The sequence below is a fragment of the Diaphorobacter limosus genome (assembly GCF_033100095.1).
GTDB lineage: Bacteria > Pseudomonadota > Gammaproteobacteria > Burkholderiales > Burkholderiaceae_C > Alicycliphilus > Alicycliphilus limosus.
Map to the genome: position 1 here is coordinate 321,770 of NZ_CP136921.1, position 26,217 is coordinate 347,986.

The following is a 26,217-nucleotide window of genomic DNA, read 5'->3' on the forward strand; positions in this document are numbered from 1 at the left end:
CAGGCTAGGCGTGAGTTTGCGGCTCGGGCAAATCGTCGATGCACTCGGGGGCAGCCTTGAAGGAGCCAGCGCAGACACGCAAATCCAGCGCATAGCACCGCTGGAGACGGCCGGTGAGGGCGACCTGGCGTTTCTGAACAACCCGCGCTATCAGTCGCAGCTGGCCGCCTCACGGGCGGCCTGCGTGATTGTGGCGCCGGCCATGCGCGCCGCGGCGCTGGCCCGCGGCGCCTGCATCGTCACCGATGACCCCTATGCGTACTTTGCCCGCGTCACCCAGCTGTGGGTGCGCGCGCAAGGCCAGGCCCCGGTGCCCGGCATTCATGCCAGCGCGGTGGTCGACGCGCAGGCCCGGGTCCACCCGACGGCCACGATAGGCCCGCTGTGCGTGGTCGAGCGCGGGGCCGTGATCGGTGCACATACGGTGCTCAAGTCCCGCGTCACGGTGGGCGAGCGCTGCCGCGTGGGCGCGCGCTGCTTGGTGCATCCGGGCGTGGTCATAGGCGCCGACGGCTTTGGCTTTGCGCGCCAGCGGGGCGAGTGGATCAAGATCGAGCAGCTGGGCGCGGTGCGCATTGGCGACGATGTGGAGATAGGCGCCAACACATGCATAGACCGCGGCGCACTCGAGGACACGGTGATTGAGGACGGCGTCAAGCTGGACAACCTGATCCAGATCGCGCACAACGTGCACATCGGTCGGCACACCGCCATGGCGGGCTGCTCGGCCGTGGCCGGCAGCACGCGCATAGGGGCGCATTGCACCATTGCGGGGGCGGCGTCCATCGTCGGGCACCTGCAATTGGCGGACAATGTGCATGTCTCCACCAACACGGTGGTCACGCATTCGATTGCACGGCCCGGGCAGTACACCGGGGTGTTCCCCATGGACGAAAATTCCAAGTGGGAAAAGAACGCGGCCACGCTGCGGCAGCTGTACAAGCTGCGCGAACGCATCAAGGCCCTTGAACAAGCACGACAAGGCGACCAGAGCGCCACACAACAATGATGGACATTCACGCAATCCTCAAGCAACTGCCGCACCGCTATCCCTTCCTGCTGGTGGACAGGGTGGTGGAGCTCGAGCGCAACACGCGCATCCGGGCCATCAAGAACGTCACCTTCAACGAACCATACTTCACCGGCCATTTCCCGGGCCGCCCGGTCATGCCCGGCGTGCTGATTCTTGAGGCGCTGGCCCAGGCTGCCGGCCTGCTGGCCTTCGACGCCATGGGCCAGGTGCCCGACGAGAACAACATCTACTACTTTGTCGGCATCGACGGCGCACGCTTCAAGCGCCCGGTGGAGCCGGGCGACCAGCTGATCCTCGAAATCACCATCGACCGCGTGCGCGGCGGTGTCTGGAAGTTCAACGGCGTGGCCCGTGTGGGCGATGAGGTGGCCTGCGAGGCGCAGCTCATGTGCACCATGCGCAACGTCGGCGGCTGATGCAGCAGCCCGCGAGCCACATCCACCCCACGGCCATCGTCGCGGCCGGGGCGCAGATCGACCCCAGCGCCACGGTGGGGCCGTACGCCATCATCGGCGCCAACGTGCGCATTGGTGCGCGCACCAGCGTCGGGCCGCACTGCGTGATCGAGGGCCACACGACGATAGGCGCGGACAACCACATCTTCCAGTTCGCCTCGCTGGGCGCCGCGCCGCAGGACAAGAAGTACGCCGGCGAGCCGACGCGCCTGGAGATTGGCGACCGCAACACCATCCGCGAGTTCTGTACCTTCAACACCGGCACGGTGCAGGATCAGGGTGTGACCCGTATCGGTGACGACAACTGGATCATGGCCTATGTGCACATTGCGCACGACTGCGTGGTGGGCAACCAGGTGATATTGGCCAACAACGCCACGCTGGCCGGCCATGTGCAGGTCGGCGACCAGGTCATCATCGGCGGGCTGACGGGGGTGCACCAGTATTCCCGCATAGGCGCGCATGCCATGGCGGGCTTTGCCAGCCATATCTCTCAGGATGTGCCGCCCTTCATGATGGTGGACGGCAACCCGCTGGCCGTGCGCGGTCTGAACCTGGAAGGGCTGCGCCGGCGCGGCTTCTCGGCGCAGCGCGTGGCCGCCATCAAGCAGGCCTACCGCCTGCTGTACCGCCAGGGCCTGACGCTGGAGGCGGCACTCTCGGCCATGGCCGAGCTGCCGCAGCAGCACCCTGAGGCCGATGGCGACATCGCCCTGCTGCGCGACTTCATCGCCGCATCGCAGCGCGGCATTGCGCGCTGATATTTTTTCCGGCGCAATGGCTGGCATCTCTCCCCGCGTTGCCATGGTGGCCGGTGAAACCTCGGGCGACCTGCTGGCCGGCCTGCTGCTCGACGGCCTGCGCGCCCAGTGGCCCGGTGTGGCCAGCATGGGCATAGGCGGGCCACGCATGGCTGAGCGTGGTTTTGACGCCTGGTGGCCCAGCGAACGCCTGGCCGTGCATGGCTACAGCATCGAGCTGGTGCGGCGCCTGCTGGGCATCCTGAAGATCCGCAAACAACTGCGCACGCGCCTGCTGGCCGACAGGCCCGATGTGTTCATAGGCGTGGATGCGCCCGACTTCAACCTGGGCCTGGAGGCCGATCTGCGCAACTCCGGCGTGAAGACCGTGCATTTTGTCTGCCCGTCGATCTGGGCCTGGCGCGCCAACCGCGTGGACAAGATCCGCGCCGCGGCCGACCATGTGCTGTGCATCTTTCCATTCGAGCCCGAGCTGCTGGCGCGCCATGGCATAGCCGCCACCTATGTGGGGCACCCGCTGGCCAGCGTCATCCCCATGCAGCCGGACAAGCTGGCCGCACGCGCCCAGCTGGGTCTGGCACCGCAGGACGAGGTGCTGGCGATACTGCCCGGCAGCCGATCGGCCGAGGTCGCCTACATCGCAAAACCATTTTTTCAGGCCGCAGCGCTTATCAGTAAAGCGCGGAATGCTATCAAAATAGTAGTCCCTGCGGTGCCCGCACTGCGTGCGCGCATCGAGCAGATCGCGCGCGACTGCGGCGTGCTGGAGCAGCTGCAGATTGTCACCGGCCAGTCGCACCAGGTGCTGGCCGCCTGCGACGTGACGCTGATCGCCAGCGGCACGGCCACGCTGGAGGCGGCGCTGTTCAAGCGCCCCATGGTCATTGCCTACCACATGCACCCCATCAGCTGGCGCCTGATGCGTGGCAAGCAGCTGCAGCCCTGGGTGGGCCTGCCCAACATCCTGTGCCGCGACTTCGTCGTGCCCGAGCTGCTGCAGGACGCTGCCACGCCCGAGGCCCTGTCGGGTGCGGTGCAGCAGTGGCTGGACGCGCCGCCGGCGCGCCTGGACGCGCTGCATCAACGTTTCACCGCGCTGCATGAAGAGCTGCAACGCGACACGCCACGACTGGCCGCCAATGCCATCCAAGAAATCCTGGCTTGAGCAGGGCAACTTCAACTGGCATGCGCCCGGCCTGTTGGTTGCCGGCGTGGACGAGGCCGGCCGCGGCCCGCTGGCCGGCCCCGTGGTCGCCGCCGCCGTCATCCTGGACGAACTGCAGCCCATTGCCGGCCTGGCCGACTCCAAGGCCCTCACGGCGGCGCGCCGCGAGCGGCTGTTCGATGAGATCCGCGCCAAGGCCCTTTGCTGCAGCATTGCCGAAGCCAGCGTGGAAGAGATAGACCGGCTCAACATTCTGCAGGCCACCATGCTGGCCATGCGCCGCGCCGTACAGGGCCTGCGCCTCAAACCCCGTCTGGCGCTGGTGGACGGCAACCGGCTGCCTGTGCTGGATGTTCCGGCCGAGGCCGTCGTCAAGGGCGATGCCAAGGTGGCCGCCATCTCGGCCGCCTCCATCGTCGCCAAGGTCACGCGCGACCGCTGGTGTGCCCAGCTGCACGACCAATATCCGCAATACGGCTTTGCCGGCCACAAGGGCTACGGCACGGCCGAACACCTGGCAGCCCTGCAGGCGCATGGCGCCTGCCCGCAGCACCGCCGCTCCTTTTCCCTCGTGGCGCGCGCCCTGCAGGCTGCGCCCGCACAACCATGACGCGCCAGCAGCCCACCCTCATCCAGTCGCGTGACAACCCGTTGCTCAAGGATCTGCGGCGCCTGGCCCTGGACAGTACGGCCTACCGCAAGCAGGGTAGGGTGTGGCTGGAGGGCGACCATCTGTGCGGCGCCGCCCTGGTGCGTGGCCAGCGTCCGGCCATTGCGGTGTTTTCTGAAAGTTTTTGGCCTCTTGCGCCCGCTGAATATGCGCAAGCAGCTATTAAAACAATAGTGATGCCCGATGCCCTGTGGCGGGACATCAGCGGCCTCGAATCACCTGCGCGCATGGGCTTCGTGCTGCCGCTGCCGGTCGAGCAGGGGCTGGATGCGCAAGCGCCCACGGTGGTGCTGGATCGCCTGCAGGATGCGGGCAATGTGGGCTCCATACTGCGCAGCGCCTCGGCCTTCGGCTTCACGCAGATCGCCGCGCTCAAGGGCACGGCGGCCCTGTGGTCGGCCAAGGTGCTGCGCGCCGGCATGGGTGCGCATTTTGCGCTGCGCCTGCTGGAAGGCCTGGAACTGCAGGACATCGACCGCCTGGCCGTGCCGCTGCTGGCCACCAGCTCGCACCAGGGCGACTGGCTGCACCGTGCCGCCTTGCCCTGGCCCTGCGCCTGGATCATGGGCCACGAAGGGCAGGGCGTTTCACCCGAGCTGCAGCTGCGCGCGCGCCAGCACATCCGCATCACCCAACCGGGCGGCGAGGAGTCGCTCAACGTCGGCGCCGCCGCCGCCATCTGCCTGCATGCCAGCGCTGCGGCGCGTGGCTGAACGGCCCGGCAAGTACGCCAAACCAATGATTGACGCCCTGATATCCGGCAAGCTGCACGCCCACCCTGAGCAGCGCACCAGCAAGACCGGTAAAACCTATGCCACGGCCAAGATGACGGCCGCCGGTGGCGACGGCCAAAGCCTGTTCGTCAACTGCATTGCCTTCGACGAGGCGTCGGTGGAAGCGCTGCTGGCGCTGGTTGCCGGGGACAGCTTGGCCGTGGCCGGCAGCATCACCCCCAAGGTCTGGACCGATCGCGAGGGCCAACACCGCCCGGCGCTGGACATGGTGGTCGCGCGCGTGCTGACCGCCTACCACGTCACGCACAAGCGCCGTGCCATGCAGCAAAGCGCCGCTCCACAGGCGCGGCAGCAGTCCATGGACGATGGCGAGCCACTGGACTTCTGACGGCAGGCAGCAAAGCAAAAAGGCCCTGATTCTTGCGAATCAGGGCCTTTCATTTGGTGCCGGAGACATGAATCGAACACGCGACCTTCTCATTACGAATGAGCGGATACTACTATTCGGCACTGTTGATTGATGCTGATAGAATCAATATAAATCAACACGTTATCCGTGTTTTGCTGGACAAAAAAACAGGTGGCGTGTTGATTGATATTCCCCAAAATTGGGGATTTTTGGCTACACAGTGGCTACACGGTGGCTACACCGTGGCTACACGCGATGACAAAAGGGCATCAATCATGGTTCGACCACGCAAGACCGATGTACCCGACACCACCAGGGTCATAGACCTGACCGCCGGGGCTATCGAGCGCCTGACCTGCCGCACCGACTCCAAGGCTCAGGCGTTCCTGCGCGACGCAAAGGCACCGGGGCTGCGCGTGCGCGTGACCAACACCGGGCACAAGGCGTTCGTCTTTGAAGCCAAGCTGAACCGGCAAACCATCCGCCGCACCATAGGCGACGTGCGCGCCTGGACGATTGAGCAGGCGCGCACCGAAGCCCGACGCCTGGCCGTGCTGATTGACGCGGGCATCAACCCGAACGAGCAGGAGCGCCAGCAACAGGCCGCCGCCGCCGCAGAACAGGCCGCAGCCGCTGCCCAGGCCGTGACCGTGGGCGCGATATGGCCGCTGTACCTGGAAAACGGCAAGCCCAAGCGCAAAGAGGCATGGAAGCCGCGCTACCGTGCCGACCTGGAGGCCATGGCAGCCCCAGGGGGCGAACCCAAGAAGCGAGGGCAGGGCGTGACAAGGCCGGGGCCGCTGCATCCCCTGCTGGCGCTGCCCCTGGCTGGCGTGACCGAGGATGCATTGCAAGTCTGGTTTGAGCGCGAAGCCCAGGCAGGCAGGCACCAAGCAACCCGCGCCCTGATGATGTTCCGTGGGTTCCTGCGCTGGTGTGCTTCGCGCCCGGAGTACCGCGCCCTGACCGACCGCGATGCGGGCAAGGCGCCCGCCATCGTGGAGAACCTGGCCCCCAGCACCACGCGCCGCACGGATTGCCTTGAGGCTGCCCAGGTGGCCGCATGGTGGCAGTGCGTGGACGAGCTGGGCAACCGCACCGCAAGCGCTTATCTGCGCGCCCTGCTGCTGACCGGGGCACGCCGGGAGGAAGTGGCCGCCCTGACCTGGGCGAACGTGGATTTTCAGTGGCGCAAGCTGACCATTGCCGACAAGGCCAGCGATTCCCGAACCATCCCGCTGTCGCCCTACCTGGCGCAACTGCTGGCAACGCTGCCCAGGCAAGGCCCGTTCGTGTTTGCCAGCACGGGCAAGGCAGGGCGCATTACCGACGCCCGCGCAAGCCATGCCACGGCATTGCAAAGGGCGGGAATTGGACACCTGACGTTCCACGGGTTGCGCCGTTCGTTTTCGCTGCTGGGCGAGGCCGCCGGGGCACCTGCTGGGGCCATCGCGCAAATCATGGGCCATCGCCCAAGCGCCGTTGCCGAGGGCTACCGCCCGCGCAGCATTGATGCCCTGCGCCCATACAGCGCGCAAATCGAGGCCCATATCCTGGCGCTGGCCGGTGTGCAGCTGGATGCCCAGGCAGAACCCGGCAAGCTGCGCATTGTTGCCCATGGCAATAGCCAATAAACATAACTACAATAAAGCACATGAACATCACGTTCGACCCGGACAAGGATGAAGCGAACCGGGCAAAGCATGGCGTTTCATTGCGGGATGCCGTGGGCTTTGAATGGGAAACCGCCGTGGTGTGGCCTGACAAGCGCCGGGACTATGGCGAGCCCCGCATGGTGGCACTGGGCTATATCGGCCTGCGCATCATGGCCGTGGTGTTTGTTGACCGCCCGCCCGAGCAGCCGACCGAGCGCCGAATCATCAGCTTGCGCAAAGCCAACAACCGAGAGGTGCAACGCTATGCCGAAACTTAAAGCCGGAACCATCATGCCGACGCCTGCCGAGGATGCAGCCATTACCGCCGCTGCGCTGGCAGACCCTGACGCCATGCCATTCACCGATGCCGAATGGGAACAGGCAAAACCGCTGGCACGCCGGGGCCGCCCGCTGGGCAGTGGCACAAAAGCCCAGGTGACCCTACGCCTTGACGTGGAGGTGCTGGAGCGGTTCAGGGCAACCGGCGATGGCTGGCAAACCCGCATCAATGCCGCTTTGAAAGACTGGTTGCACGCGCACGCCTGACAGTTTCGCCCCAGCTAGGCAGGGCTGCAATCCTGCTGAAAAGCCAGTTCCTCCCGCTGGCCTGCTGGGGCACCTATCGAGGGAGTTGCAGCCGGGAGGGTTGCCATGACGACGAAAAAAGTTGCCATCGATGCACAGCCGCAAGGATTGAACGAGGGCGGTCGACCCGAATCCACCGAGGCCGATGAAGCCGCATTTTCAGGCGGATACTTTTGCGCACGATGGGGCGAGGATGTAGTAACCGCATGGACGGGCATGAGGAACGCATCCCCACTTGAGGCTGCGAGGTTTCTGAATGGGCAGAACCCGGAGGGCGCGAAAACCCAGTTCGGCAATGCCCTGCCCGATGGCGCGGACGTTCTACGGATGGCGCGCGTTTTCGAGGATGAGGCAGAGCACAGCCGAACACGTCGGTCATTGCGTGACTGGCTGGACGTGGCTCAACAGCGAGGGTTGACAGTCAACCAGGGCGCAGCCGCCATCGTGCGTGTTGCAGCGCGAGAACGCCAGCCTGCACAGCCCCATGCCGCAGCGCCTGCGCAGCAGTCCAAAGCCCCGCCTGAGTGGATTGAGCAGGCACAAAAACGCGCACGCGAAATAGTTCAGGCGCGCCATGAGCGTGACAATTTTCCGTCGCAGCAAGACATAGCCGACGAAATTGCACGCGGGTTCCGCGCGGCTGACATCGTGGGCGCCGATGGGAAGCCGTTGTCTGGTGCGTACATCAAGCGCCACGCATTGAAGGGCATATCAAGCGCCAAGGGCAAACAGCTATCGACGGCACCGCGCCGGGGCAAATAGGGCAAGCAAAACCGGGGCAAGGGCTTGCCCCGCGAAAGCAAGCATCCATGCGGGTTTGCGGGGTGTTCGTAGGGCTTCCGGGGCAAGCGTTGCCCCGAAAAAGGTATGCACCATACCCGGCCCGTGCTGCTGGGTTGAAAGTGCCCCATGCACCTTGCCCACCACCACAGCGCAGACACCCGCCGCGCCGTCACTGAACCCGCCTATCCGCCGCTGGCGCTCGTCACCAGCCCCACGGTACCGACCGAACAGGCCGCCTACTACCTGAACCGCCGCCCGCAGACATTGCGGGGCTGGGCCTGCGCTGAAACCTTCCCCGATGGCCTGCGCCCCGTTCGCATCAATGGACGCTTGGGCTGGCCTGTGGCTGGCATCCGCGCCGTGCTGGGGGTGGCGTGATGGTGGCCGCAGTGTTCTATCTGGCGCTTCGCCTGCGTCAGTGGAGGGCCGCCAAATGAAAACGCCCGAGCCTTCCAAAGAAAACCCGAGCGCCCCGAACACGCGCATTTTCACATATCCGAAGCGCCTGGCAAGCGCCTGCGCCGAGGTGCTGGCCCGCCTGCTGGCCGGTGAAGTGCTGACTAGTGCCGACACGTTGGAACAGTGCAGCACCATGCGCGCCGCTGCGCATGTGGACTATCTGCAAAAGCGCTACACCTGGCCCATCGTGAGCGAAGAGCGCGCCACAGGCTGCACCGATGGCCGCATGGCGATTGTTGCAGCGTACCGCCTGCCAGCGGATTGCATCCATGCTGCCCGCGCTGCCGGTGCTGGTGCGTGGTGTGCCCAGGTTCGCAAGGCCCGTGCCGCGCTGCGTGCGAAGGCTGCCGAAGCCTACCGCCGCGCCGCTGCAATCGAGCGTGCCCGCAAGTGCCTACCGCCGCCCGGTCAGGGTGATTTTTTCGGGGAGAGGGGCGCAGCATGAGTGCACCAATGCACCCGACCATGCAGCAACTGGCCGATAGCGTGGGCGTGTCGCGCCGCTTGATGTTTCAGGCTGCCGCAGTGCACCGCTATGGCTGCCCCGAGCTGGTCAAGGCTGCGCACGCTGGCCTGCTGGCGATGAAGCATTGCGAGACGCTGGCAAAGGCGCTGCCGCACGATGAGCAACGCGAGTTTCTGGCCGAGCTGCCGAGCATGTCGCCGCGCCGCCGTCATGACCTGCTGGCGCTGCTGAAGGGCGACCTGACGCACCGCGCCCGCAATGCAAACGGAGGTGCGCATTGATGAACGCCGATACCGACCGCGCCCGCGATGCGCTGCGAGCCATCCCGCCCGACTGCGACCGCGAAACGTGGGTGGCGAATGAATTCGGCGTGGACACCACCCAGGCGCAAGACCTGAACGGGGCTGCACTGGATGAATGGCTTGTGCAGGCTGAGGACGAGTTGACCGCGCGCTTGATGGAGGGCAGCACGGACGGGGCGAATGCAAGCACAGCCCCCGCAGCGCCAGGGCAAGACGCCGCCAAGCTGGTAGCAATGCAGTCCTTGGGCCTGGTGGCGCGCATCCTGTTGCGGCTTCACGCCGAACGCCATCGCCTGGCCGCCAATTGGGCCAATGCAGACATCGAGACAGGCATTGCAATTGACCTGGCCGCCGCTGAGGTGCAGCGCCTGCGCGCCAGTCCGCCCGATGACCTGCAAGACCTTGAGGTGAGCTGGTATCGCGTGGCCGCCGTGGTGACGCTGGCAAGCCGCAGCTACAGCAAGCCCAGTTCGTTCTATGGCCGCGTGCTGGCTGGCCTGACTGCGCAAATGGAGAACCTGCCCGAGTTGTGGGAACACGTCGGAATGGAGGGCGAGCATGGGACGTGACTACCGCAAGAAGGGCGATGCAGGCCGCGATGCAGGGGGTTTTGTGGCCCTGCCGTGGGTCGTTCTCGACAGCGAGGCGTACATGGGCCTGGGCCATGCTGCGCGCTCGTTGCTGCTGGAGCTGGCGCGGCAACTGCGCCCGGATAACAACGGCAGGTTGCTTGCCAGCATGAACCACCTGCGCCCGAGGGGATGGACGTCCTGCGACACCGTGCATCGTGCGAAAAATGAACTGGTGCAATCGGGGCTGGTGTTGGAAGTGGTCAAGGGCGCGCGCCCAAACCGGGCAAGTCAGTATGCCGTCGCATGGGTGCCGGTTGCCCCTGCTGAGGCAATCCACGATGGAGGGCAGCATGGGACGTGACCGCTCAAAAAAACACGGGGTTGCCGTACAGGGCGCATGGTTGCCCATGCCGCTTTCGTTCCTACGTTCCACGGCTTGCGCAGAACTGTCGCCGCACGGTTTGAAGCTGCTGGTTGACGTGCTGGCACTGCTGGGGCCAAACGCGACGGGAAACGGCGATTTGAGCCTGTCACCGCGCACCATGCGGGCAAGGGGTTGGACAAGCCGCAAGACGCTGCAAAGCGCCGTTGCCGAGCTGTTGGAGCATGGGTTGCTGGCATTGACCCGGCAAGGGGGCCGCACGGATTGCAGCCTCTTTGCTTGCGCGTTGTTTCCGGTGCACTGCGATACCGCCAAGTTAGACCTTGGGGTCGTGGGTAGCTACACCACGCGGGACTGGGCTGCGCACGGCGAGACAGCCCCCAGCGAAGAGCATCCCGCAACTTGGCGACGTGCTCGAAAAACAGTTTTGCATGACCCGCCACGGAACAGCAAGGCCGTTTTCGGTTCCGCCACGGAACAGCCCTGCCTAAAAAAGCAGCAAAAAAAGCCCGAACTGTTCCGCCACGGAACCAAAACCCCTGTTTTGGCCGGTTCTGCTGTTCCGCCACGGGTCACCTTTCTAGATAAGCCATCTACTGCGCAGCAAAGCGAGCAAGGGCAGGGAAGGGGGAAGGGTGCGCGAGCCGCCAAAAAGACCGGCGAAACCATCGTGGCCCCCACCACCGAAGAACAGCCCAGGGCCATCCAGACACTGGCCGAACTGTGGGACAAGGTGGGTAGCCGTTCGTGCTGGATGACCCGCATCCCCACCCGCAAGGACACCGCCCGCGCCGCCATGGCTCAGGCCGTGGCACGCAAGCGATTGAGCCAGCCCACGCCGCCCACCGCAGCCCCGGATGATGATGGATGGGTGCGCACCAGGGACGATGCCCACGACGTAGGCGCGTGGGACGTGTGACCGCACATAGGAGAACGCCATGATTGACGCCCTGATTGCTGGCAAGCTGTACGGCCAGCCTGCCGAGCGCACCAGCAAGACCGGCAAGCCCTTCGCTGTGGCAAAGGTGCGCGCCGCAGCCGGGGATGGTGAAAGCCTGTTCGTGAACGTCATTGCCTTTGACGCTGGCCCCTGTGCTGCCCTGCTGGCGCTGGCCGATGGTGACAGCGTGGCCCTGGCCGGGAGCATTACGCCCAAGGTGTGGACGGACAAGCAGGGCAACAGCCGCCCCAGCCTGGATATGGTGGCCGCTCAGGTACTGACCCCGTACCACGTCCAACGCAAGCGCCGCGCCATGCAGCCCCAGGCCGCGCAGCATGGGGAGCATCCCCCATTGGACGATGGCGAGCCGCTGGACTTTTGAGGACGTGTCGACCGGGGAGTTTCTGGAGTCACCCATGGGGGATTCGTCCCGCACTGCACAACACCAAGGTTGCACCAAGGTGGCAATTTTCCGAGTCGCCCATAGAGGCACCAGAAACCGCACGGCAAACCCCAAGATTGCCGCAAGGCGCAACGCGCCGGAACGGCACGATTACGGCACGGTGCGAGGGTAAGGTTGCGGTGATGTTTTGACCGCGCGACAGCCCCAACAAAGCCCCTTGCGAGGGGCTTTTTTGTTGATGGCATTGCCACGGCATAGAACCCTTGCAAGACCCTTCGGGCAACGCCCGCTGTAACGCCACATCGCCGTTACTGCAACGCCCGCTCAACGTTCGTTCAACGCGTGCTGACGCGACAGTGAAGAACTTTGCTGCTGGCCCTGGTGGGCCGCTAAGTTCACGGCAAGGCGCAGCACCATCCCGCGTGAATTTTCGGATGCACTCATGGCCGCTGCTGGTGCAAAACCCTGTACCGGTGGCTACGCTGTGGCTACACCGGGCAGAAAAAGAAAAAGCGCGCTACCTGTTTGATAGCGCGCTTTCCTTTGCTGACTTGGTGCCGGAGACATGAATCGAACACGCGACCTTCTCATTACGAATGAGCTGCTCTACCGACTGAGCTACACCGGCTAAAGACCGTGATTATATACTGTTGTGGTAGCTGGTTACGCGTTCAACTTCGTTCTTGGAGCCCAGGATCACGCTCACGCGCTCGTGCAGCTGCGTGGGCTTGATGTCCAGGATGCGCTGTTTGCCGTTGGTGGCGGCGCCGCCGGCCTGCTCCACCAGCCAGCCCATGGGGTTGGCCTCGTACATCAGGCGCAGCTTGCCGGGCTTGTTGGGTTCGCGCTTGTCCCAGGGGTACATGAAGATGCCACCGCGGCTCAGGATGCGGTGCACGTCGGCCACCATGCTGGCCACCCAGCGCATGTTGAAGTCCTTCTCGCGCGGGCCTTCCTTGCCGGCCAGGCATTCGTCGATGTAGCGCTTCACCGGTTCGTCCCAGTGGCGCATGTTGCTCATGTTGATGGCGAATTCCTTGGTGTCCTCGGGGATGCGCACGTTCTCGCGGATGAGCACGAAGGAGCCCTGTTCGCGGTCCAGCGTGAACATGGCGACGCCGTCGCCAACGGTCAGTACCAGGGTGGTCTGCGGGCCATAGACGCAGTAGCCGGCGGCCACCTGGCAGGTGCCGGGCTGCAGGAAGTCGTTGTCGTGCACGCCGGGGTGGCCCTCGGGCTTCTTCAGCACGCTGAAGATGGTGCCGATGCTGACGTTGACGTCGATGTTGGACGAACCATCGAGCGGGTCGAACATCAGCAGGTATTCGCCCTGCGGATAGCGGTTGGGCACGACGTAGATGCCCTCCATCTCCTCGCTGGCCATGGCCGCCAGGTGGCCGCCCCATTCGTTGGCCTCGATCAGGGTTTCGTTGGCGATGATGTCCAGCTTCTTCTGCACCTCGCCCTGCACGTTCTGGCTGCCGGCGGTGCCCATCACGTCGCCCAGTTCGCCCTTGTTGACGGCCTGTGAGATGCGTTTGCAGGCGCGCGCCACCACTTCCAGCAGCAGGCGCAGCTGGGGCGGGATGCGGCCATCGACGCGCTGTTGTTCGACGAGGTAGCGGGTCAGGCTGATGCGTTCGGTCATGGGTGGGTCCTTTTCCTTTTCAATCAATCGGCGAGAGCGCGCGTGACGACTTCACGCACATCGTTGGACAGGTCCGCCTTGGCGGCGACGCGGGCGATGGCCTCGCGTGCGGCCGTGCGGTAGGGCTCGGCCAGCTTGCTCCAGCGATCGAGTGCGCGCGCCAGGCGGGCCGCGACCTGGGGGTTGAGGGCGTCCAGCTCCAGCACGCGCTCGGCCCAGAAGACGTAGCCGGCGGCGTCGCGCCGGTGGAAGGCACCGGGGTTGGCGCTGCAGTAGCTAAAGATCACGCTGCGCGCGCGGTTCGGGTTCTTGATGTGGAAGTCGGGATGCTTCAGCAAAGCCTTGACGGCGGGCAGCACGTTGCCGCCGCGGTCGGTGCTGCCGGCCTGCAGGGCAAACCATTTGTCCAGCACCAGGGCGTCGTCTTTGAACAGTGCATGAAAGCGCGCCAGCGCCGGCTGGGCCAGCTCGTGGCCGCTCATCACCAGGGCCGACAGCGCGTTGAAGCGGTCGGTCATGTTGGCAGCAATCTTGAAGCGCTGGTAGGTCTTGCCGGGCCACACCTCGTCGCCCGTGGCGCGCGCGGCCAGGCACAGCATGGCCAGGGCCAGGCCGGCCAGGGCGCGCCGGCCGCTGCTGGTGGCGTCGGGGCGGTAGGCGCCGCTGGCCTGGTGCTCGTCCCAGGCCCAGGCCCAGTCGGCCTGCAGGGACAGCGCCAGCTGCAGGCGCAGGGCCTCGCGCACGGCATGCACGCGCTGCGGATCGACTTGCGTCAGCTGCTCGGCGATGTAGCTCTCGGAGGGCAGGGTCAGCACCAGCTCCTTGAAGGCCGCGTCCAGCTGCGGGTGGCGCAGCACGGCGCGCATGGCCTGCACCAGGGCGTCGGGCAAAAGGTTTTGGTCTATTTGGCCGTTTGCGCCCTCTGTTATTGTGCTGTCAGCTATTGCGTTGATAGCAATACGCAGCATCAGGCGCTGGCCGGCCTCCCAGCGGTTGAAGGCGTCGCCGTCATGCGCCAGCAGGGTCAGTAGTTCGGTGTCGCTGTAGTCATGGTCCAGCACCACCGGGGCGCTGAAACCGCGTAACAGCGAGGGCACGGGCTGGCTGGTGACGTTGACGAAGCCCAGCGTCAGGCTCTCCTCGGTCAGCACCACGGTGCGTTCGGTGCTGCCTGCCGTGGCCTCGCCATCGAGTTGCAGGGGCAGGGCCTTGCCCTGCGCGTCCAGCAGGCCCAGTGCCACGGGAATGACGAAGGGCAGCTTGTTCGGCTGGCCCGGTGTGGCGGCGCAGCTTTGCGACAGGGTCAGGGTGTAGCGACCGGCGTCGGCGTCGTACTGGCCCACGGCCTTGACATGGGGCGTGCCGGCCTGGCTGTACCAGCGCTTGAACTGCTCCAGGTGCAGGGCCAGCGGGCTGGCCGGGTTGGCGTCGGCAATCGCCTGGGCAAAGTCGTCGCAGGTGACGGCCTGGCCGTCGTGGCGCTCAAAGTACAGCTTCATGCCGCGGGCAAAGCCTTCGCGGCCCACCAGGCGGTGCTGCATGCGCACGACCTCGGCACCCTTTTCGTAGATGGTGACGGTGTAGAAGTTGTTGATCTCGACGTAGCTGTCGGGGCGCACCGGGTGGGCCATGGGGCCGGCGTCCTCGGGGAACTGCGCGGTGCGCAGCACGCGTACGTCCTCGATGCGTTTGACGGCGCGCGCCGACGGGCTGCCCGCCATGTCCTGGCTGAACTCCTGGTCGCGGAACACCGTCAGGCCCTCTTTCAGCGAGAGCTGGAACCAGTCGCGGCAGGTGACGCGGTTGCCCGTCCAGTTGTGGAAGTACTCGTGGCCGACGACGGATTCGATATTGGCGAAGTCGGTGTCGGTGGCCGTGGCCTCGCTGGCCAGCACGTACTTGGTGTTGAAGATGTTCAGGCCCTTGTTCTCCATGGCGCCCATGTTGAAGTCGCTGGTGGCGACGATCATGAAGCGCTCCAGATCCAGCGTGAGGCCAAAGCGCGCCTCGTCCCAGGCGATGGACGCCATCAGCGAGTTCATGGCGTGCTCGGTCTTGCCCAGGTCGCCCGGGCGCACCCAGACCTGCAGCAGGTGCTTGTTGCCGGCGCGGCTGGTGATCTGCTGCTCGCGCGCCACCAGCTTGCCGGCCACCAGGGCGAACAAATAGCTGGGCTTTTTGTGCGGGTCTTGCCAGCGGGCGAAGTGGCGGCCGTCGTCGAGTTCGCCGGACTCCACCAGGTTGCCGTTGGAGAGCAGCACCGGATAGTCGGCCTTGCTCGCGCGCAGCAGCACCTGGTAGCTGGCCATGACGTCGGGACGATCCAGGAAGTAGGTGATGCGCCGAAAGCCCTCGGCCTCGCACTGCGTGAAGAAGGTGCCCTGGCTCACGTACAGGCCCGACAGCTGCGTGTTCTTGGCGGGCGCGCAGGTGGTGAAGATCTCCAGCGCGAAGGGCGCGTCGCCCTCCGGCAGGTTCTCCAGCACCAGTTCGTCGCCCTCGATCTTGAACGAGGTCCCCGCGCCATTGACCAGCACGCGCGCCAGGTTCAGCTCCTGGCCCAGCAGGCGCAGGGCCTGGGGCGCGGCGGCGCTGTTGCGGCGCACCTGCATCTTGTTCAGGACGCGGGTCTTGGCCGGGTCCAGGTCGAACGTGAGATCCACGCTGTCGATCCAGAACGCCGGCGGGGCGTAGTCCAGGCGCTCAATGGCCTTGGCTTGTCCTTCTTTCATCGTGCTAGTCCTTCTTTTTTACAGGCCCTGCTTGAGCGAGGCCTCGATGAGCGCATCCAGGTCGCCATCGAGCACCTTTTGCGTGGCCGATATTTCGACGTTGGTGCGCAAATCCTTGATGCGGCTGTTGTCCAGCACATAGCTGCGGATCTGGTGGCCCCAGCCGACGTCGGTCTTGGTCTCCTCCAGGGCCTGCTGCGCTTCCATGCGCTTTTGCATCTCCAGCTCATAGAGCTTGGAGCGCAGGCGCTGCCAGGCCACGTCGCGGTTGCTGTGCTGGCTGCGTCCGTCCTGGCACTGCACGACGATGCCGGTGGGCATGTGCGTCAGGCGCACGGCCGAATCCGTCTTGTTGATGTGCTGGCCGCCGGCGCCGCTGGCGCGATAGGTGTCGGTGCGCACGTCGGCGGGGTTGATGTCGATCTCAATCGAGTCGTCGATCTCGGGATAGACAAACAGGCTGGCAAACGAGGTGTGGCGCCCGCCCGAGCTGTCGAACGGCGATTTGCGCACCAGGCGGTGCACGCCGGTCTCGGTGCGCAGCAGGCCATAGGCGTAGTCGCCCTCGATGTGGATGGTGGCGCTCTTGATGCCGGCCACGTCGCCCGGGGTTTCCTCGTCGACCGTGGCCTTGAAGCCCTTCCTCTCGGCGTACTTCAGGTACTGGCGCAGCAGCATGCTGGCCCAGTCGCAGGCCTCGGTGCCGCCGGCGCCGGCCTGGATGTCGATGTAGCAATTGAGCGGATCGGCTTCGCGCCCGAACATGCGGCGGAACTCCAGCTCCTCGATCAGCGGCAGCAGCTTGGCGGTCTCGGCCTCTATGGTGAGCAGCCCGGCTTCGTCGTCTTCCTCGTAGCTCATCTCGTAGAGCTCGCGGTTGTCGGCCAGCTCGGCCGTCAGCTTTTGCAGCGTCAGCACCACGGCGTCGAGGGACTTCTTTTCCTTGCCCAGTTCCTGGGCCTTCTTCGGGTCGTTCCAGCAGGCCGGGTCTTCCAGCGAGGCGTTTACCGTGCGCAGGCGTTCGTACTTGGCATCGTAGTCAAAGATACCTCCGTAGCTCGGCCGTGCGAGCGCTCAGGTCTTCGAGGGTGTTGCCAATCTGGTTGATGTGTTCTGCTTCCATGGTGCGGGTGTCCTGTGTGTTTCTTTGGTGATAACCCGCGATTTTCTCATGACGCGTGATGGCGCCCGTGGCTGCCGGACTTGGCGCCACGCAGGGGCGGGGTATGGTTTGCTGTAACTATCAAAAAAAGAGCTAATGACGCTTGATGTACAAGCGCCAGAGCCATTTTTGACTGATATTGTCTGGGTTTACAGCAGCCGCTCGCGCAGCTCGGCCGGGCTTTGCGGCGACAGCAGGCCGGGGGCCACGTCGAACACCGTCTTGCAGCCGAACTGCCCGGCCTGGGCCATGCGGTGCACGGCGCGTGCGTAGGCCACCAGCACGCTGGAGGTGAATTCGGGGTTGCTATCGAGCTGCAGCCGGTATTCGATGACCTGCTTGTTGGCGGCCGAGGTGTTGCCGCTGCGGATCACGAAGCCGCCGTGCGGCATCGCGCCATGCTCGCGCGCCAGCTGCTCGGCGCTGATGAACTGCACCGTGGTGTCGTACTCGTCAAAGTAGTGTGGCATGGTGACGATGGCCTGGCGTACGGCCTCGGCGTCCGCCCCCGGGGCCAGCACCACGAAGCAGTCGCGCCGGTGCTTCTCGCGCGTGGTCAGCTGCGGGCGCACGCCGCTGCGCACCTGGTCCACGGCCTCGGGCACGGGGATGGTGTATTGCACGCCACCGGCCACGCCGCTGACGCGGCGGATGGCGTCGGAATGCCCCTGGCTCAGGCCCTTGCCCCAGAAGGTGTAGGTGGCGCCGTCGGGCAGCAGGGCCTCGCCCAGCACGCGGTTGATGGAGAACATGCCCGGGTCCCAGCCGGCCGAGATCAGCGCCGTGGTCTTGCCCGCCTGCGCGGCGGCGTCGACGGCGGCGAAATGCGCGGGGATGCGCGCATGGGTGTCAAAGCTGTCCACCAGGTTGAACTGCGCCGCCAGCTCCGGGCTTTGGCGCGGCAGGTCGTCCTTGGAGCCACCGCAGAGGATGAGCACGTCGATCCTGTCCTTGTGGCCGGCCAGCGCGTCCATGGGGTACACGGACACGCCCGCGGTCAGGGGCTGGAGCTGCGCCGGGTCGCGGCGCGTGTAGATGCCGGCAATGGTCATGTCGGGGTTGTTGGCGATGGCCGACTCCACGCCACGGCCCAGGTTGCCGTGGCCGACGATGGCGATGCGTATGGCTGGCTGCTTGTCGTTCATGGGTGTTTGCTTTCTGTTTGCTTCAAAAATAGTAGCTGTAAGCGCTTGTTGGGTGAGCGCAAACCGGCTGTTTTGCTTAATTTTTTGGCCGCCTCGGCGCAGCCCGAGGCGGCATTGTCAGGCAGGCATCTTGTCTGCCAGAAAATCCTCGATCAGCGCCGCCACGGCCTGGGGCTGGTCGTGGTGCAGCATATGGCCGGCGTCCTGCACCAGCGCGCTGCGGCTGTCGGCCACATGGGCCAGGCGCTGGTGGTAGTCCTGCAGCGTGTAGCGGCCCTTCCACCAGCGGCCCAGGCTGTCGTCGCTGGCATGCACCGAGAGCACGGGGGCGGTGATGGCCGCGTACAGCGCCAGAGCCTCGTCCACGCGGTACAGGTGCGGGTTGACGATCTTGTGCGCCGCGTCGCCCAGGATATGCCAGCGCCCCTGCGCGTCCGCGCCGGCCCAGTGGCGCGCCAGCCAGCAGGCCTTGTCGCTGGCCAGACGCGGGTTGGTCTTCATCAGGCGCAGGGCCACGCCGTCGGCGCTGTCGTAGGGTTTCAGGTCCATCTCGCCGCGCTCCCATTGCCGGATCTCGTCCATCCACTGCGCATAGCGCCCGGGGGCCTGGGCGGGGTTGGAGGGGGCCATGCCAAAGCCCTCCAGGTTCACCAGTCGGCGTATGCGCGCCGGCCGCGCGCCGGCATACATCATGGCCACGTTGCCGCCCATGCTGTGGCCCACCAGGTCCACCGGCTGCGCGCCCGCATAGTGGTCCAGCAGCTGATCCAGATCCGCAAGATAGTCCACGAAATGGTGGCCGTCGCAGGGCGCGGGCAGGCGCGAGCCGCCAAAGCCGCGCCAGTCGGGGGCGATGATGAGGCGCCCGGCGGCAAAGGCCTCGCCGAAGGCATCGACCACGAACTGCCAGGACGCGCCCACATCCATCCAGCCATGCAGCAGCAGCAGCGGCGCCGTGCCCGGCTGCGGCGCGCCCCAGGTGCGTACGTGGTAGTTCAGCGTGCGGATGCGCACGCTGTCGCTGCGGCTGGGGCGTAGGGCTTGGTACATGAGCTGGGCGGTGTGGGCTGGGCGGTGTGGGCTGGTCGGTGCTTGCGTGGCCGGGTTTGCAGGGCGGGAGGGTTGCCGCGCAAACCATGATAGGCAGGCGCGCCGCCCGGGTTATACAGTGCCGGCACATCCATCACGATAAGGAGGCAGACATGCAGCGCAGCATTGTGGCAGCGGCATTGGCGGCAGGTTTTTGTGGGCTGGCGCTACCGGCCATTGCGGGCCAGGTGACGGTGATCACGTCCTTCCCCAAGGAGCTGACCACGGCCTACCAGAAGGCCTTCGAGGCCGCCCACCCGGGCATCAAGATCGAGATCCTGAACAAGAACACCACGGCCGCCGTGGCCTACATCCGCGAGCTGCCCGAGGGCCAGCGCCCCGACGTGATGTGGGCCAGCGCACCCGACGCCTTCGAGGTGCTGGCCAGCTACCAGCTGCTGCAAAAGGCGCCCGAGGTGGTCAACAAAAGCGCGCCGGAGAAGATAGGCAACTACCCGCTCAACGACCCCAAGGGCATGTACTACGGCCAGGCGCTGGCGGGCTACGGCATCTCGTGGAACACGCGCTACATCAAGGCGCACAAGCTGGCGGCGCCCAGGGAGTGGAGCGACCTGACGCGGCCCGAGTACTTCGGCCATGTCGCCATCTCGTCGCCCTCGCGCTCGGGCACGACGCAGCTCACGGTGGAGACCATTTTGCAGGGCGAGGGCTGGGACAAGGGCTGGTCGCAGCTGTTGCAGATCATGGGCAACGCCGCCGCCGTCACCGACCGCAGCTTTGCCGTGCCCGACGGCGTGAACAACGGCCAGTACGGCATAGGCATCGTGATCGACTTCCTGGCGCTGGCGGGCAAGTACTCGGGCTATCCGGTGGACTTCACCTACCCCAGCATGACGGCCGTGGTGCCGGCCAATATCGCCCTGGTCGCTGGCGCCAAGAACGCGGCCGAGGCCAAGCAGTTCATGGCCTACACCATGTCGGCGGCGGGCCAGCAGATTCTGTTCGACCCCAAGATCGGCCGCCTGCCGATATTGCCGTACTCCATGCTCAAGGCCCCCGCAGGCTACCCCGTGCCGCAGGACATCGCCAAGCGCGCCAAGGTGCAGTTCAACACCGAGCTGTCGGGCCAGCGCTACCCCGTGGTCATCAGCCTGTTCGACCAGATGGTGACCTTCCGCCTCAAGGAGCTGCAGGCCGCGACCAAGTCCATCCACGAGGCCACGGCCGCGCTCAAGGCCAGGCCTAACGCCCGGGGCAGCGAGCTACTAGCGCAGGCGCGCAGCCTGGCCTATACGCCGCTGGTGGGCGCGGATAACGTGAAGAACCCCGAGTTCCTGGAGCTGTTTCGCAAGAGCCGGCGCGACGTGGCCGTGGCCAAGGAGCTGACGGGCATGGAGCAGCTGTGGTCAGAGAAGGCACGCGCCAACTATGTGCGTGCCAAGCAGCTGGCGGACGAAGCGCGCGGCCTGGCCCGATAAATCCATTATTCAAGACCGCCACATCTGCCGCTCTGGGCGGCGGGTGTGATCGAACGCCATGCCCGTTGCTCACCTATCGACCGCCGCGCGTGCGCCGCGCGCATCTGCCGGCCTGTGGCCCTGGATCGCCTTTGCGCTGATCCTGGCCTTCTTGCTGGTGTTTCTGATCCTGCCCGTGGGCACGGTGATCTACACCGCTTTCGTCACCGACACCGGCGCCCTGACCGTGGGCCATTTTGGCAATTTTTTCGACCAGCTGGTGTTCCGCGAGTCCTTCTTCAACAGCCTGTGGGTGGCACTGGCCAGCACCTTTTTTGCCAGCGTCATCGCGCTGCCGCTGGCCTACCTGACGGTGCGCTTCGAGTTCCGCGGTGCGCTGTTGATACAGACACTGGGCGTGCTGCCGCTGATCATGCCGCCCTTCGTCGGTGCGGTGGCGCTGCAGCTGATCTTTGGCCGCAGTGGCTCGGTCAACCTGCTGCTGGGCGACTGGTTTGACATCACCATTCCCATCATGGATGGCCTGGTGGGCGTGACCTTTGTCGAGAGCATCCACTACTTCCCCTTCATCCTGCTGAACCTGGTGGCCGCCATGCGCAACATCGACGGTGCCATGGAGGAGTCGGCCCTGAATCTGGGCGCGCGCGGCTGGCGCCTGTTTCGGCGCGTGATCTTTCCTCTCGCCATGCCGGGCTACCTGGCCGGCGCGGCGCTGGTGTTCGTCAAGGTGTTCGACGACCTGGGCACGCCCTTGGTCATGGGCGTGACCAACATGCTGGCGCCGCAGGCCTATCTGCGCATCACCTCGGTGGGGGTGGATGACCCGCTGGGCTACGTGATCAGCGTGATCATGATCGTGTTCTCCATCCTGGCGCTGTGGCTGGCGGCGCGTGTGATGAAGGGCAAGGACTACGCCACGCTGCAAAAGGGCGGCGGCGCGCTGCAAAAGCGGCGGTTGTCCAAGTGGGAGGCGCTGCTGGCCTATGGCTGGATAGCTCTGGTGCTGGCCGTGGTGCTGGCGCCGCATGCGGGCATCCTGCTGATGTCGCTGGCCCAGGTGTGGAGCTTCTCGGTGCTGCCCGACAGCTACACGCTGGCGCACTACGCCACCGTGTTCAGCGACGCGCGCGGCATGATGGCCAACACCCTGCTGTACTGCGTGCTGGCCGCCGGGCTGGACGTGGTCATAGGCACGGCCATCGCCTACCTGATCCTGCGCACGCGCTTGCCGGCGCGCCAGTGGCTGGACTGGCTGGCGTCGGCGGCGCTGGCCATTCCCGGCCTGGTGCTGGCGATTGGCTATCTGCGGCTGTTCAAGGGCGTCACGATGCCGGGCAGCGATGAGCTGGTTGTGCAGACCTGGGTGCTGATCATGCTGGCCTACGCCGTGCGGCGCCTGCCTTATGCGCTGCGCTCGTGCATGGCGGCGTTGCAGCAGGTGCATGTGTCGCTGGAAGAGGCGGCACAAAGCGTGGGCGCGTCGCGCCTGTCCACCATACGGCGCGTGACGGTGCCGCTGATGGCCGGCGGCATCCTGGCCGGTTTCGTCACCAGCTTCATCACGGCGGCGGTGGAGCTGTCGGCCACGCTGGTGCTGGTCTCGACCGAAAGCCAGGCGCCGATGAGCTTAGGGATATACCTCTACATGCAAAGCATTGCCGGGCGCGGGCCGGGCGCTGCTTTGGGCGTGCTGGCCGTGCTCGTCGTGGGCCTGGGCACGTATTTCTCGCACCGTTTCGTGGAGCGCTCGCGCGCCACGGTCGCTTCTTCTGCCAAGGCCTGACCATGAACCAAGCCTCCCTTGAGTGCCGCCATATCAGCCTGTCCTACGGCGCCACGCCGGTGCTGCGCGATGTCAATTTGAAGATCGAACCGGGCGAGTTCTTCGCGCTGCTCGGCCCCTCGGGCTCGGGCAAGTCCACGCTGTTGCGGCTGATCGCGGGCTTCAACCAGCACCAGAGCGGCGAGCTCTTGATCGACGGCCAGGACATCTCCGGCGTGCCGCCGCATTTGCGCGGCGTGGGCATGGTGTTCCAGAACTACGCGCTGTGGCCGCACATGACGGTGTGGGACAACGTGGCCTTCGGCCTGGTGGAGCGGCGCGAGAGCCGTGATGCGATTCGCCGCAAGGTGGGCGCGGCGCTGGAGCTGGTCGGCCTGCAGGACTACGGCCAGCGCCGCCCCGGTCAGCTGTCGGGCGGCCAGCAGCAGCGCGTGGCGCTGGCGCGCACGGTGGTCATTGAACCCAAGCTGCTGCTACTCGACGAGCCCCTGTCCAACCTGGACAAGCAGCTGCGCGTGCAGATGCGCGAGGAACTGAAGAACCTGCAGCGCCAGCTGGGCCTGACCACCATCTTCGTCACCCACGACCAGGAGGAGGCCATGACCACCGCCGACCGCATGGCCGTGCTGAACCAGGGCGTGCTGCAGCAGGTGGGCACGGCCGCCGGGCTGTATGACGAGCCGCACAACCGCTTTGTGGCCGGCTTTGTCGGCACCGCGAATCTGTTGGAGGGCCAGGTGAGCGCCTTGGACGGCGACACGCTGGTGTTCGACGCCCAGGGCCTGGGCCGCCTGACGCTGCCCGTGCCCGCCGAACCGCCAGCGCCCGGCGCGGCGACGCTGGCTTTTCGCCCGCACCAGATCCGCATTGCCGCCGAGGGCGAGCCGGCTGACGCCGATCGCGTCTGGCTGCAGGGCAGGGTGGAGGCGGCCGAGTTTCTGGGCGAGTTTGCGCGTTACCGCGTGCGCGTGGGCGAGGTGGCGCTGGTGGCAGACCAGCCGCATTACGCGGGCGGCGCCATGTTCCCTCCCGGCGCCCAGGTGCGGCTGGGGCTTGCGCCCACGCAGCTGCGCTATCTGCATCGCTGAGCCTGCGCCCTGCACGGGCGGGGGCGAATCCGTACACTGGGGCGCTTGTTTCCTGAAGAAGAGCCCATGAATACGATTCCCCTTGGTCAAAGCGATTTGCAGGTCACCCCCATCTGCCTGGGCACCATGACCTTTGGCGAGCAGGTGAGCGAGCAGGACGCCCACGCCATCCTCGACCGCGCCCTGGAGCGCGGCCTGAACTTCATCGACACGGCCGAGATGTACGCCGTGCCCGCGCGCGCGGCCACCTACGGCGCCACAGAATCCATCATCGGCCGCTGGCTTGCCAGCCGCCCCGGCGCGCGCAGCCGCATCGTGCTGGCCAGCAAGGTGGCCGGCCCCTCGCGCGGCATGCCCTGGATACGCGCCGGCAGTGGCATGACGGCGGCCGACATCCAGGCATCTTGCGAGGCCAGCCTGCGCCGCCTGCAGACCGATTGCATAGACCTCTACCAGATCCACTGGCCCGAGCGCCATGTGCCGGTGTTCGGCCAGCTGTACTACGAGCCCGCCCAGGAGACCTCGCAAACCTCCATCCGCGAGCAGCTGCAGGCGCTGGCCGCCCTGGTGCAGGCCGGCAAGGTGCGCCACATCGGCCTGTCCAACGAGACGCCCTACGGCGTGCATGAATTCGTGCGCCTGGCCGAGCAGCATGGCCTGCCGCGGGTGGTGTCGGTGCAAAACCCGTACGGCCTGGTGAACCGCAGCTGGGACAACGCCATGGACGAGAGCTGCCACCGCCTGGGGGTGTCGCTGCTGGCCTATTCGCCGTTGGGCTTTGGCCTGCTCACCGGCAAGTACGACCGGCATGCGCCGCATGAACCCGGCGCGCCCCAGCAGGCGCGCATCGCCCGCTACGAGTCGGTGCGCAAGCAGCGCTGGGGCCGGCCCGAGGCCCTGGCCGCCGCGCGCCGCTACAACCAGCTGGCGCGCGACCATGGCCTGACGCCGGTGCAGCTGGCGCTGGCCTTCTGCTACCAGAGCTGGCGCGTGGCCAGCACCATCATCGGCGTGACCACGCTGGCACAGCTGGACGAAAACCTGGACGCCTGGGGCACGGTGCTGTCCCCCGAGCTGCTGGCCGCCGTGGACGCGCTGCGCTGGCAGCTGCGCGACCCCGGGCAATGATTTGAATAAAAAAACGGCTGTAGCGCTTATCCATAAAGCGCAAACAGCTATGATTTTTGAATATGGCCAAGAAAGACAAGAACGCCCATGTGAGCGAAACCCCCGCCACACAGCTGTTGCGCGCGCAGGGCGTGGAGTTCACCGAGCACCCCTACGACTACGTGGAGCATGGCGGCAGCGCCGAGTCCGCGCGCCAGCTGGGCCTGGATGAGCACATGGTGGTCAAGACCCTGGTGATGCAGGACCAGGACGCCAGGCCGCTGATCGTGCTCATGCATGGCGACCGCAAGGTCTCCACCAAGAACCTGGCGCGCCAGATCGGCGCCAAGCATGTACAGCCCTGCAAGCCCGAGGTGGCGAATCGCCATAGCGGCTATCTGGTGGGCGGCACCTCGCCCTTCGGCACCAAAAAGGACATGCCGGTGTTCATCGAGGAAAGCATCTTGAGCCTGCCGCGCATCGCCATCAACGGCGGGCGGCGCGGCTATCTGCTGCAGCTCGACCCACAGGTGTGCGTGCGGCTGCTGCAGGCGAAAACCGTGCAGTGCGCGCTGGCAGAATAGGGCGCTTCGTTTCCTCCTTCCTTGTCTGCCGTGAGCATCCTCCTGTCCCTTGCCGCCACCCTGGCCGCCTATTTGCTCGGTTCCCTGTCGTTCGCCGTCATCGTCAGCCGCGCCATGGGCCTGTCCGATCCGCGCAGCTATGGCAGCAAGAACCCCGGCGCTACGAATGTGCTGCGCTCTGGCTCCAAGGCGGCGGCCGTCGTCACGCTGGTGCTGGATGCCGCCAAAGGCTGGCTGCCGGTGGCCCTGGTGCGCTGGTTTGGCGCGCCCTTCGGGTTGGAGGAGGGCACCATGGCCATGGTCGGCCTGGCGGCGTTTGCCGGCCACCTGTGGCCGGTGTTCTTCCGTTTCGAGGGCGGCAAGGGCGTGGCCACGGCGCTGGGCGTGCTGCTGGGCGTGAGCGGCTGGCTGGGCCTGGCCACGCTGCTGACCTGGGTCATCGTTGCGTTCTTCTTCCGCTATTCCTCGCTGGCGTCGCTGGTGGCGGCGGCTTTTGCGCCGTTCTTTTATTTTCTGGGCGCCGGCATGGTCTGGTACAGCGATGCGCGGCTGGGCGTGGCCATGGTGGTCATGGCGGGCCTGCTGGCCTGGCGCCACAAGGCGAACATTCAGCGGCTCATCCAGGGCAAGGAATCGCGCCTGGGGACAAAAAAGAAGGCCTGAAAA

29 protein-coding genes and 2 tRNA genes are annotated in these 26,217 nt (G+C 65.9%); 24 read left to right on the forward strand and 7 right to left on the reverse strand.

What is annotated here, in order from left to right; all coding sequences use genetic code 11:
- Positions 1-10: 10 nt before the first annotated feature.
- The 7 genes from lpxD to P4826_RS01600 are packed head-to-tail and all read left to right on the forward strand — an operon-like array spanning position 11 to position 5,206.
- Positions 11-1,009, forward strand: a complete 999-nt coding sequence (lpxD, locus tag P4826_RS01570; protein ID WP_317702261.1) for a UDP-3-O-(3-hydroxymyristoyl)glucosamine N-acyltransferase — start codon at positions 11-13, stop codon at positions 1,007-1,009.
- The gene (fabZ, locus tag P4826_RS01575) at positions 1,006-1,449 is read left to right on the forward strand and encodes a 3-hydroxyacyl-ACP dehydratase FabZ (protein WP_317702262.1); all 444 of its coding nucleotides are present in this window, start codon (positions 1,006-1,008) and stop codon (positions 1,447-1,449) included. The genes lpxD and fabZ overlap by 4 nt, the downstream gene beginning before the upstream one ends.
- The gene (lpxA, locus tag P4826_RS01580) at positions 1,449-2,249 is read left to right on the forward strand and encodes an acyl-ACP--UDP-N-acetylglucosamine O-acyltransferase (RefSeq protein WP_317702263.1); all 801 of its coding nucleotides are present in this window, start codon (positions 1,449-1,451) and stop codon (positions 2,247-2,249) included. The genes fabZ and lpxA overlap by 1 nt, the downstream gene beginning before the upstream one ends.
- A gap of 16 nt (positions 2,250-2,265) precedes the next feature.
- Entirely contained in the window at positions 2,266-3,414 is a 1,149-nt protein-coding gene (gene lpxB, locus P4826_RS01585) for a lipid-A-disaccharide synthase (protein ID WP_317702264.1), read from the forward strand.
- Positions 3,389-4,024 (forward strand): ribonuclease HII, encoded by a 636-nt coding sequence (gene rnhB / locus P4826_RS01590; protein ID WP_317702265.1) that lies wholly within the window; start codon positions 3,389-3,391, stop codon positions 4,022-4,024. The genes lpxB and rnhB overlap by 26 nt, the downstream gene beginning before the upstream one ends.
- Positions 4,021-4,797, forward strand: coding sequence for a TrmH family RNA methyltransferase (locus tag P4826_RS01595; RefSeq protein ID WP_317702266.1), 777 nt, complete (start codon positions 4,021-4,023; stop codon positions 4,795-4,797). The genes rnhB and P4826_RS01595 overlap by 4 nt, the downstream gene beginning before the upstream one ends.
- A 25-nt stretch (positions 4,798-4,822) precedes the next feature.
- The gene (locus tag P4826_RS01600) at positions 4,823-5,206 is read left to right on the forward strand and encodes a single-stranded DNA-binding protein (protein WP_317702267.1); all 384 of its coding nucleotides are present in this window, start codon (positions 4,823-4,825) and stop codon (positions 5,204-5,206) included.
- Positions 5,207-5,260: 54 nt separating this feature from the next.
- On the opposite strand, the gene P4826_RS01605 is transcribed toward P4826_RS01600, so the two are convergent.
- Positions 5,261-5,327, reverse strand: a tRNA-Ser gene (locus tag P4826_RS01605).
- 175 nt (positions 5,328-5,502) lie between these two features.
- On the opposite strand from P4826_RS01605, the gene P4826_RS01610 reads away from it, so the two are divergent.
- The 11 genes from P4826_RS01610 (at position 5,503) to P4826_RS01660 (ending at position 11,753) form a co-directional block, all read left to right on the forward strand.
- Positions 5,503-6,861, forward strand: a complete 1,359-nt coding sequence (locus P4826_RS01610; protein ID WP_317702268.1) for a tyrosine-type recombinase/integrase — start codon at positions 5,503-5,505, stop codon at positions 6,859-6,861.
- A 20-nt stretch (positions 6,862-6,881) separates the two neighbouring features.
- Positions 6,882-7,160 carry a BrnT family toxin gene (locus P4826_RS01615; protein WP_317702269.1) on the forward strand — a complete coding sequence of 93 codons (279 nt, stop codon included), beginning with the start codon at positions 6,882-6,884 and terminating at the stop codon, positions 7,158-7,160.
- A complete protein-coding gene (locus P4826_RS01620; protein WP_317702270.1) occupies positions 7,147-7,428 on the forward strand; it encodes a BrnA antitoxin family protein in 282 nt (93 codons plus the stop codon). Before P4826_RS01615 ends, P4826_RS01620 begins: the two co-directional genes overlap by 14 nt.
- A gap of 105 nt (positions 7,429-7,533) precedes the next feature.
- Positions 7,534-8,229, forward strand: coding sequence for a hypothetical protein (locus tag P4826_RS01625; RefSeq protein WP_317702271.1), 696 nt, complete (start codon positions 7,534-7,536; stop codon positions 8,227-8,229).
- A 147-nt stretch (positions 8,230-8,376) separates the two neighbouring features.
- The gene (locus P4826_RS01630) at positions 8,377-8,628 is read left to right on the forward strand and encodes a hypothetical protein (RefSeq protein WP_317702272.1); all 252 of its coding nucleotides are present in this window, start codon (positions 8,377-8,379) and stop codon (positions 8,626-8,628) included.
- A 55-nt stretch (positions 8,629-8,683) separates the two neighbouring features.
- The gene (locus P4826_RS01635) at positions 8,684-9,154 is read left to right on the forward strand and encodes a hypothetical protein (protein ID WP_317702273.1); all 471 of its coding nucleotides are present in this window, start codon (positions 8,684-8,686) and stop codon (positions 9,152-9,154) included.
- On the forward strand, positions 9,151-9,456 hold the full coding sequence (locus P4826_RS01640; RefSeq protein WP_317702274.1) for a hypothetical protein: 306 nt from the start codon (positions 9,151-9,153) through the stop codon (positions 9,454-9,456). Before P4826_RS01635 ends, P4826_RS01640 begins: the two co-directional genes overlap by 4 nt.
- The gene (locus P4826_RS01645) at positions 9,456-10,046 is read left to right on the forward strand and encodes a hypothetical protein (RefSeq protein ID WP_317702275.1); all 591 of its coding nucleotides are present in this window, start codon (positions 9,456-9,458) and stop codon (positions 10,044-10,046) included. The genes P4826_RS01640 and P4826_RS01645 overlap by 1 nt, the downstream gene beginning before the upstream one ends.
- The gene (locus tag P4826_RS01650; protein WP_317702276.1) at positions 10,036-10,410 is read left to right on the forward strand and encodes a hypothetical protein; all 375 of its coding nucleotides are present in this window, start codon (positions 10,036-10,038) and stop codon (positions 10,408-10,410) included. Before P4826_RS01645 ends, P4826_RS01650 begins: the two co-directional genes overlap by 11 nt.
- On the forward strand, positions 10,400-11,350 hold the full coding sequence (locus P4826_RS01655; RefSeq protein ID WP_317702277.1) for a hypothetical protein: 951 nt from the start codon (positions 10,400-10,402) through the stop codon (positions 11,348-11,350). Before P4826_RS01650 ends, P4826_RS01655 begins: the two co-directional genes overlap by 11 nt.
- 19 nt (positions 11,351-11,369) lie before the next feature.
- On the forward strand, positions 11,370-11,753 hold the full coding sequence (locus tag P4826_RS01660; RefSeq protein WP_317702278.1) for a single-stranded DNA-binding protein: 384 nt from the start codon (positions 11,370-11,372) through the stop codon (positions 11,751-11,753).
- Positions 11,754-12,326: 573 nt separating this feature from the next.
- Here the strand turns inward: P4826_RS01660 and P4826_RS01665 are convergent.
- The 6 genes from P4826_RS01665 to P4826_RS01690 form a co-directional block, all read right to left on the reverse strand.
- Positions 12,327-12,402 (reverse strand) — tRNA-Thr (locus tag P4826_RS01665).
- Positions 12,403-12,414: 12 nt separating this feature from the next.
- Positions 12,415-13,422 (reverse strand): class 1 fructose-bisphosphatase, encoded by a 1,008-nt coding sequence (locus P4826_RS01670; protein WP_317702279.1) that lies wholly within the window; start codon positions 13,420-13,422, stop codon positions 12,415-12,417.
- A 23-nt stretch (positions 13,423-13,445) separates the two neighbouring features.
- Positions 13,446-16,154, reverse strand: coding sequence for an aminopeptidase N (gene pepN / locus P4826_RS01675; protein WP_317702280.1), 2,709 nt, complete (start codon positions 16,152-16,154; stop codon positions 13,446-13,448).
- An 18-nt stretch (positions 16,155-16,172) separates the two neighbouring features.
- Positions 16,173-17,277 (reverse strand): peptide chain release factor 2 gene (gene prfB, locus P4826_RS01680; RefSeq protein ID WP_317702281.1). Its coding sequence is split into 2 segments (ribosomal slippage): positions 16,173-17,195 and positions 17,197-17,277, totalling 1,104 coding nucleotides; the frame shifts between segments, so codons are not numbered across the junction.
- Between the two features lie 188 nt (positions 17,278-17,465).
- Entirely contained in the window at positions 17,466-18,461 is a 996-nt protein-coding gene (locus P4826_RS01685; RefSeq protein ID WP_317702282.1) for a diaminopimelate dehydrogenase, read from the reverse strand.
- 117 nt (positions 18,462-18,578) lie between these two features.
- A complete protein-coding gene (locus P4826_RS01690) occupies positions 18,579-19,511 on the reverse strand; it encodes an alpha/beta fold hydrolase (RefSeq protein WP_317702283.1) in 933 nt (310 codons plus the stop codon).
- Between the two features lie 152 nt (positions 19,512-19,663).
- On the opposite strand from P4826_RS01690, the gene P4826_RS01695 reads away from it, so the two are divergent.
- From P4826_RS01695 to plsY, 6 genes are all read left to right on the forward strand, one after another.
- Positions 19,664-20,989, forward strand: a complete 1,326-nt coding sequence (locus P4826_RS01695) for an ABC transporter substrate-binding protein (protein WP_317702284.1) — start codon at positions 19,664-19,666, stop codon at positions 20,987-20,989.
- Positions 20,990-21,047: 58 nt separating this feature from the next.
- Positions 21,048-22,772: an ABC transporter permease gene (locus P4826_RS01700; RefSeq protein ID WP_317702285.1), complete on the forward strand. Its 1,725-nt coding sequence runs from the start codon at positions 21,048-21,050 to the stop codon at positions 22,770-22,772.
- Positions 22,773-22,774: 2 nt separating this feature from the next.
- The gene (locus P4826_RS01705; RefSeq protein ID WP_317702286.1) at positions 22,775-23,860 is read left to right on the forward strand and encodes an ABC transporter ATP-binding protein; all 1,086 of its coding nucleotides are present in this window, start codon (positions 22,775-22,777) and stop codon (positions 23,858-23,860) included.
- Positions 23,861-23,926: 66 nt separating this feature from the next.
- Entirely contained in the window at positions 23,927-24,988 is a 1,062-nt protein-coding gene (locus tag P4826_RS01710) for an aldo/keto reductase (RefSeq protein WP_317702287.1), read from the forward strand.
- A 62-nt stretch (positions 24,989-25,050) separates the two neighbouring features.
- Positions 25,051-25,551 (forward strand): Cys-tRNA(Pro) deacylase, encoded by a 501-nt coding sequence (gene ybaK, locus P4826_RS01715; protein ID WP_317702288.1) that lies wholly within the window; start codon positions 25,051-25,053, stop codon positions 25,549-25,551.
- A 30-nt stretch (positions 25,552-25,581) separates the two neighbouring features.
- Entirely contained in the window at positions 25,582-26,214 is a 633-nt protein-coding gene (gene plsY / locus P4826_RS01720; RefSeq protein ID WP_317702289.1) for a glycerol-3-phosphate 1-O-acyltransferase PlsY, read from the forward strand.
- Positions 26,215-26,217 lie beyond the last annotated feature (3 nt).

Bases quoted from the DNA above. Each gene is read 5' to 3' on its own strand.
- fabZ (WP_317702262.1), top strand. From the start codon at position 1,006: ATGATGGACATTCACGCAATCCTCAAGCAACTGCCGCACCGCTATCCC.
- lpxA (WP_317702263.1), top strand. From the start codon at position 1,449: ATGCAGCAGCCCGCGAGCCACATCCACCCCACGGCCATCGTCGCGGCC.
- lpxB (WP_317702264.1), top strand. From the start codon at position 2,266: ATGGCTGGCATCTCTCCCCGCGTTGCCATGGTGGCCGGTGAAACCTCG.
- rnhB (WP_317702265.1), top strand. From the start codon at position 3,389: ATGCCATCCAAGAAATCCTGGCTTGAGCAGGGCAACTTCAACTGGCAT.
- P4826_RS01595 (WP_317702266.1), top strand. From the start codon at position 4,021: ATGACGCGCCAGCAGCCCACCCTCATCCAGTCGCGTGACAACCCGTTG.
- P4826_RS01600 (WP_317702267.1), top strand. From the start codon at position 4,823: ATGATTGACGCCCTGATATCCGGCAAGCTGCACGCCCACCCTGAGCAG.
- P4826_RS01610 (WP_317702268.1), top strand. From the start codon at position 5,503: ATGGTTCGACCACGCAAGACCGATGTACCCGACACCACCAGGGTCATA.
- P4826_RS01615 (WP_317702269.1), top strand. From the start codon at position 6,882: ATGAACATCACGTTCGACCCGGACAAGGATGAAGCGAACCGGGCAAAG.
- P4826_RS01620 (WP_317702270.1), top strand. From the start codon at position 7,147: ATGCCGAAACTTAAAGCCGGAACCATCATGCCGACGCCTGCCGAGGAT.
- P4826_RS01625 (WP_317702271.1), top strand. From the start codon at position 7,534: ATGACGACGAAAAAAGTTGCCATCGATGCACAGCCGCAAGGATTGAAC.
- P4826_RS01630 (WP_317702272.1), top strand. From the start codon at position 8,377: ATGCACCTTGCCCACCACCACAGCGCAGACACCCGCCGCGCCGTCACT.
- P4826_RS01635 (WP_317702273.1), top strand. From the start codon at position 8,684: ATGAAAACGCCCGAGCCTTCCAAAGAAAACCCGAGCGCCCCGAACACG.
- P4826_RS01640 (WP_317702274.1), top strand. From the start codon at position 9,151: ATGAGTGCACCAATGCACCCGACCATGCAGCAACTGGCCGATAGCGTG.
- P4826_RS01645 (WP_317702275.1), top strand. From the start codon at position 9,456: ATGAACGCCGATACCGACCGCGCCCGCGATGCGCTGCGAGCCATCCCG.
- P4826_RS01650 (WP_317702276.1), top strand. From the start codon at position 10,036: ATGGGACGTGACTACCGCAAGAAGGGCGATGCAGGCCGCGATGCAGGG.
- P4826_RS01655 (WP_317702277.1), top strand. From the start codon at position 10,400: ATGGGACGTGACCGCTCAAAAAAACACGGGGTTGCCGTACAGGGCGCA.
- P4826_RS01660 (WP_317702278.1), top strand. From the start codon at position 11,370: ATGATTGACGCCCTGATTGCTGGCAAGCTGTACGGCCAGCCTGCCGAG.
- P4826_RS01670 (WP_317702279.1), bottom strand. From the start codon at position 13,422: ATGACCGAACGCATCAGCCTGACCCGCTACCTCGTCGAACAACAGCGC.
- pepN (WP_317702280.1), bottom strand. From the start codon at position 16,154: ATGAAAGAAGGACAAGCCAAGGCCATTGAGCGCCTGGACTACGCCCCG.
- P4826_RS01685 (WP_317702282.1), bottom strand. From the start codon at position 18,461: ATGAACGACAAGCAGCCAGCCATACGCATCGCCATCGTCGGCCACGGC.
- P4826_RS01690 (WP_317702283.1), bottom strand. From the start codon at position 19,511: ATGTACCAAGCCCTACGCCCCAGCCGCAGCGACAGCGTGCGCATCCGC.
- P4826_RS01695 (WP_317702284.1), top strand. From the start codon at position 19,664: ATGCAGCGCAGCATTGTGGCAGCGGCATTGGCGGCAGGTTTTTGTGGG.
- P4826_RS01700 (WP_317702285.1), top strand. From the start codon at position 21,048: ATGCCCGTTGCTCACCTATCGACCGCCGCGCGTGCGCCGCGCGCATCT.
- P4826_RS01705 (WP_317702286.1), top strand. From the start codon at position 22,775: ATGAACCAAGCCTCCCTTGAGTGCCGCCATATCAGCCTGTCCTACGGC.
- P4826_RS01710 (WP_317702287.1), top strand. From the start codon at position 23,927: ATGAATACGATTCCCCTTGGTCAAAGCGATTTGCAGGTCACCCCCATC.
- ybaK (WP_317702288.1), top strand. From the start codon at position 25,051: ATGGCCAAGAAAGACAAGAACGCCCATGTGAGCGAAACCCCCGCCACA.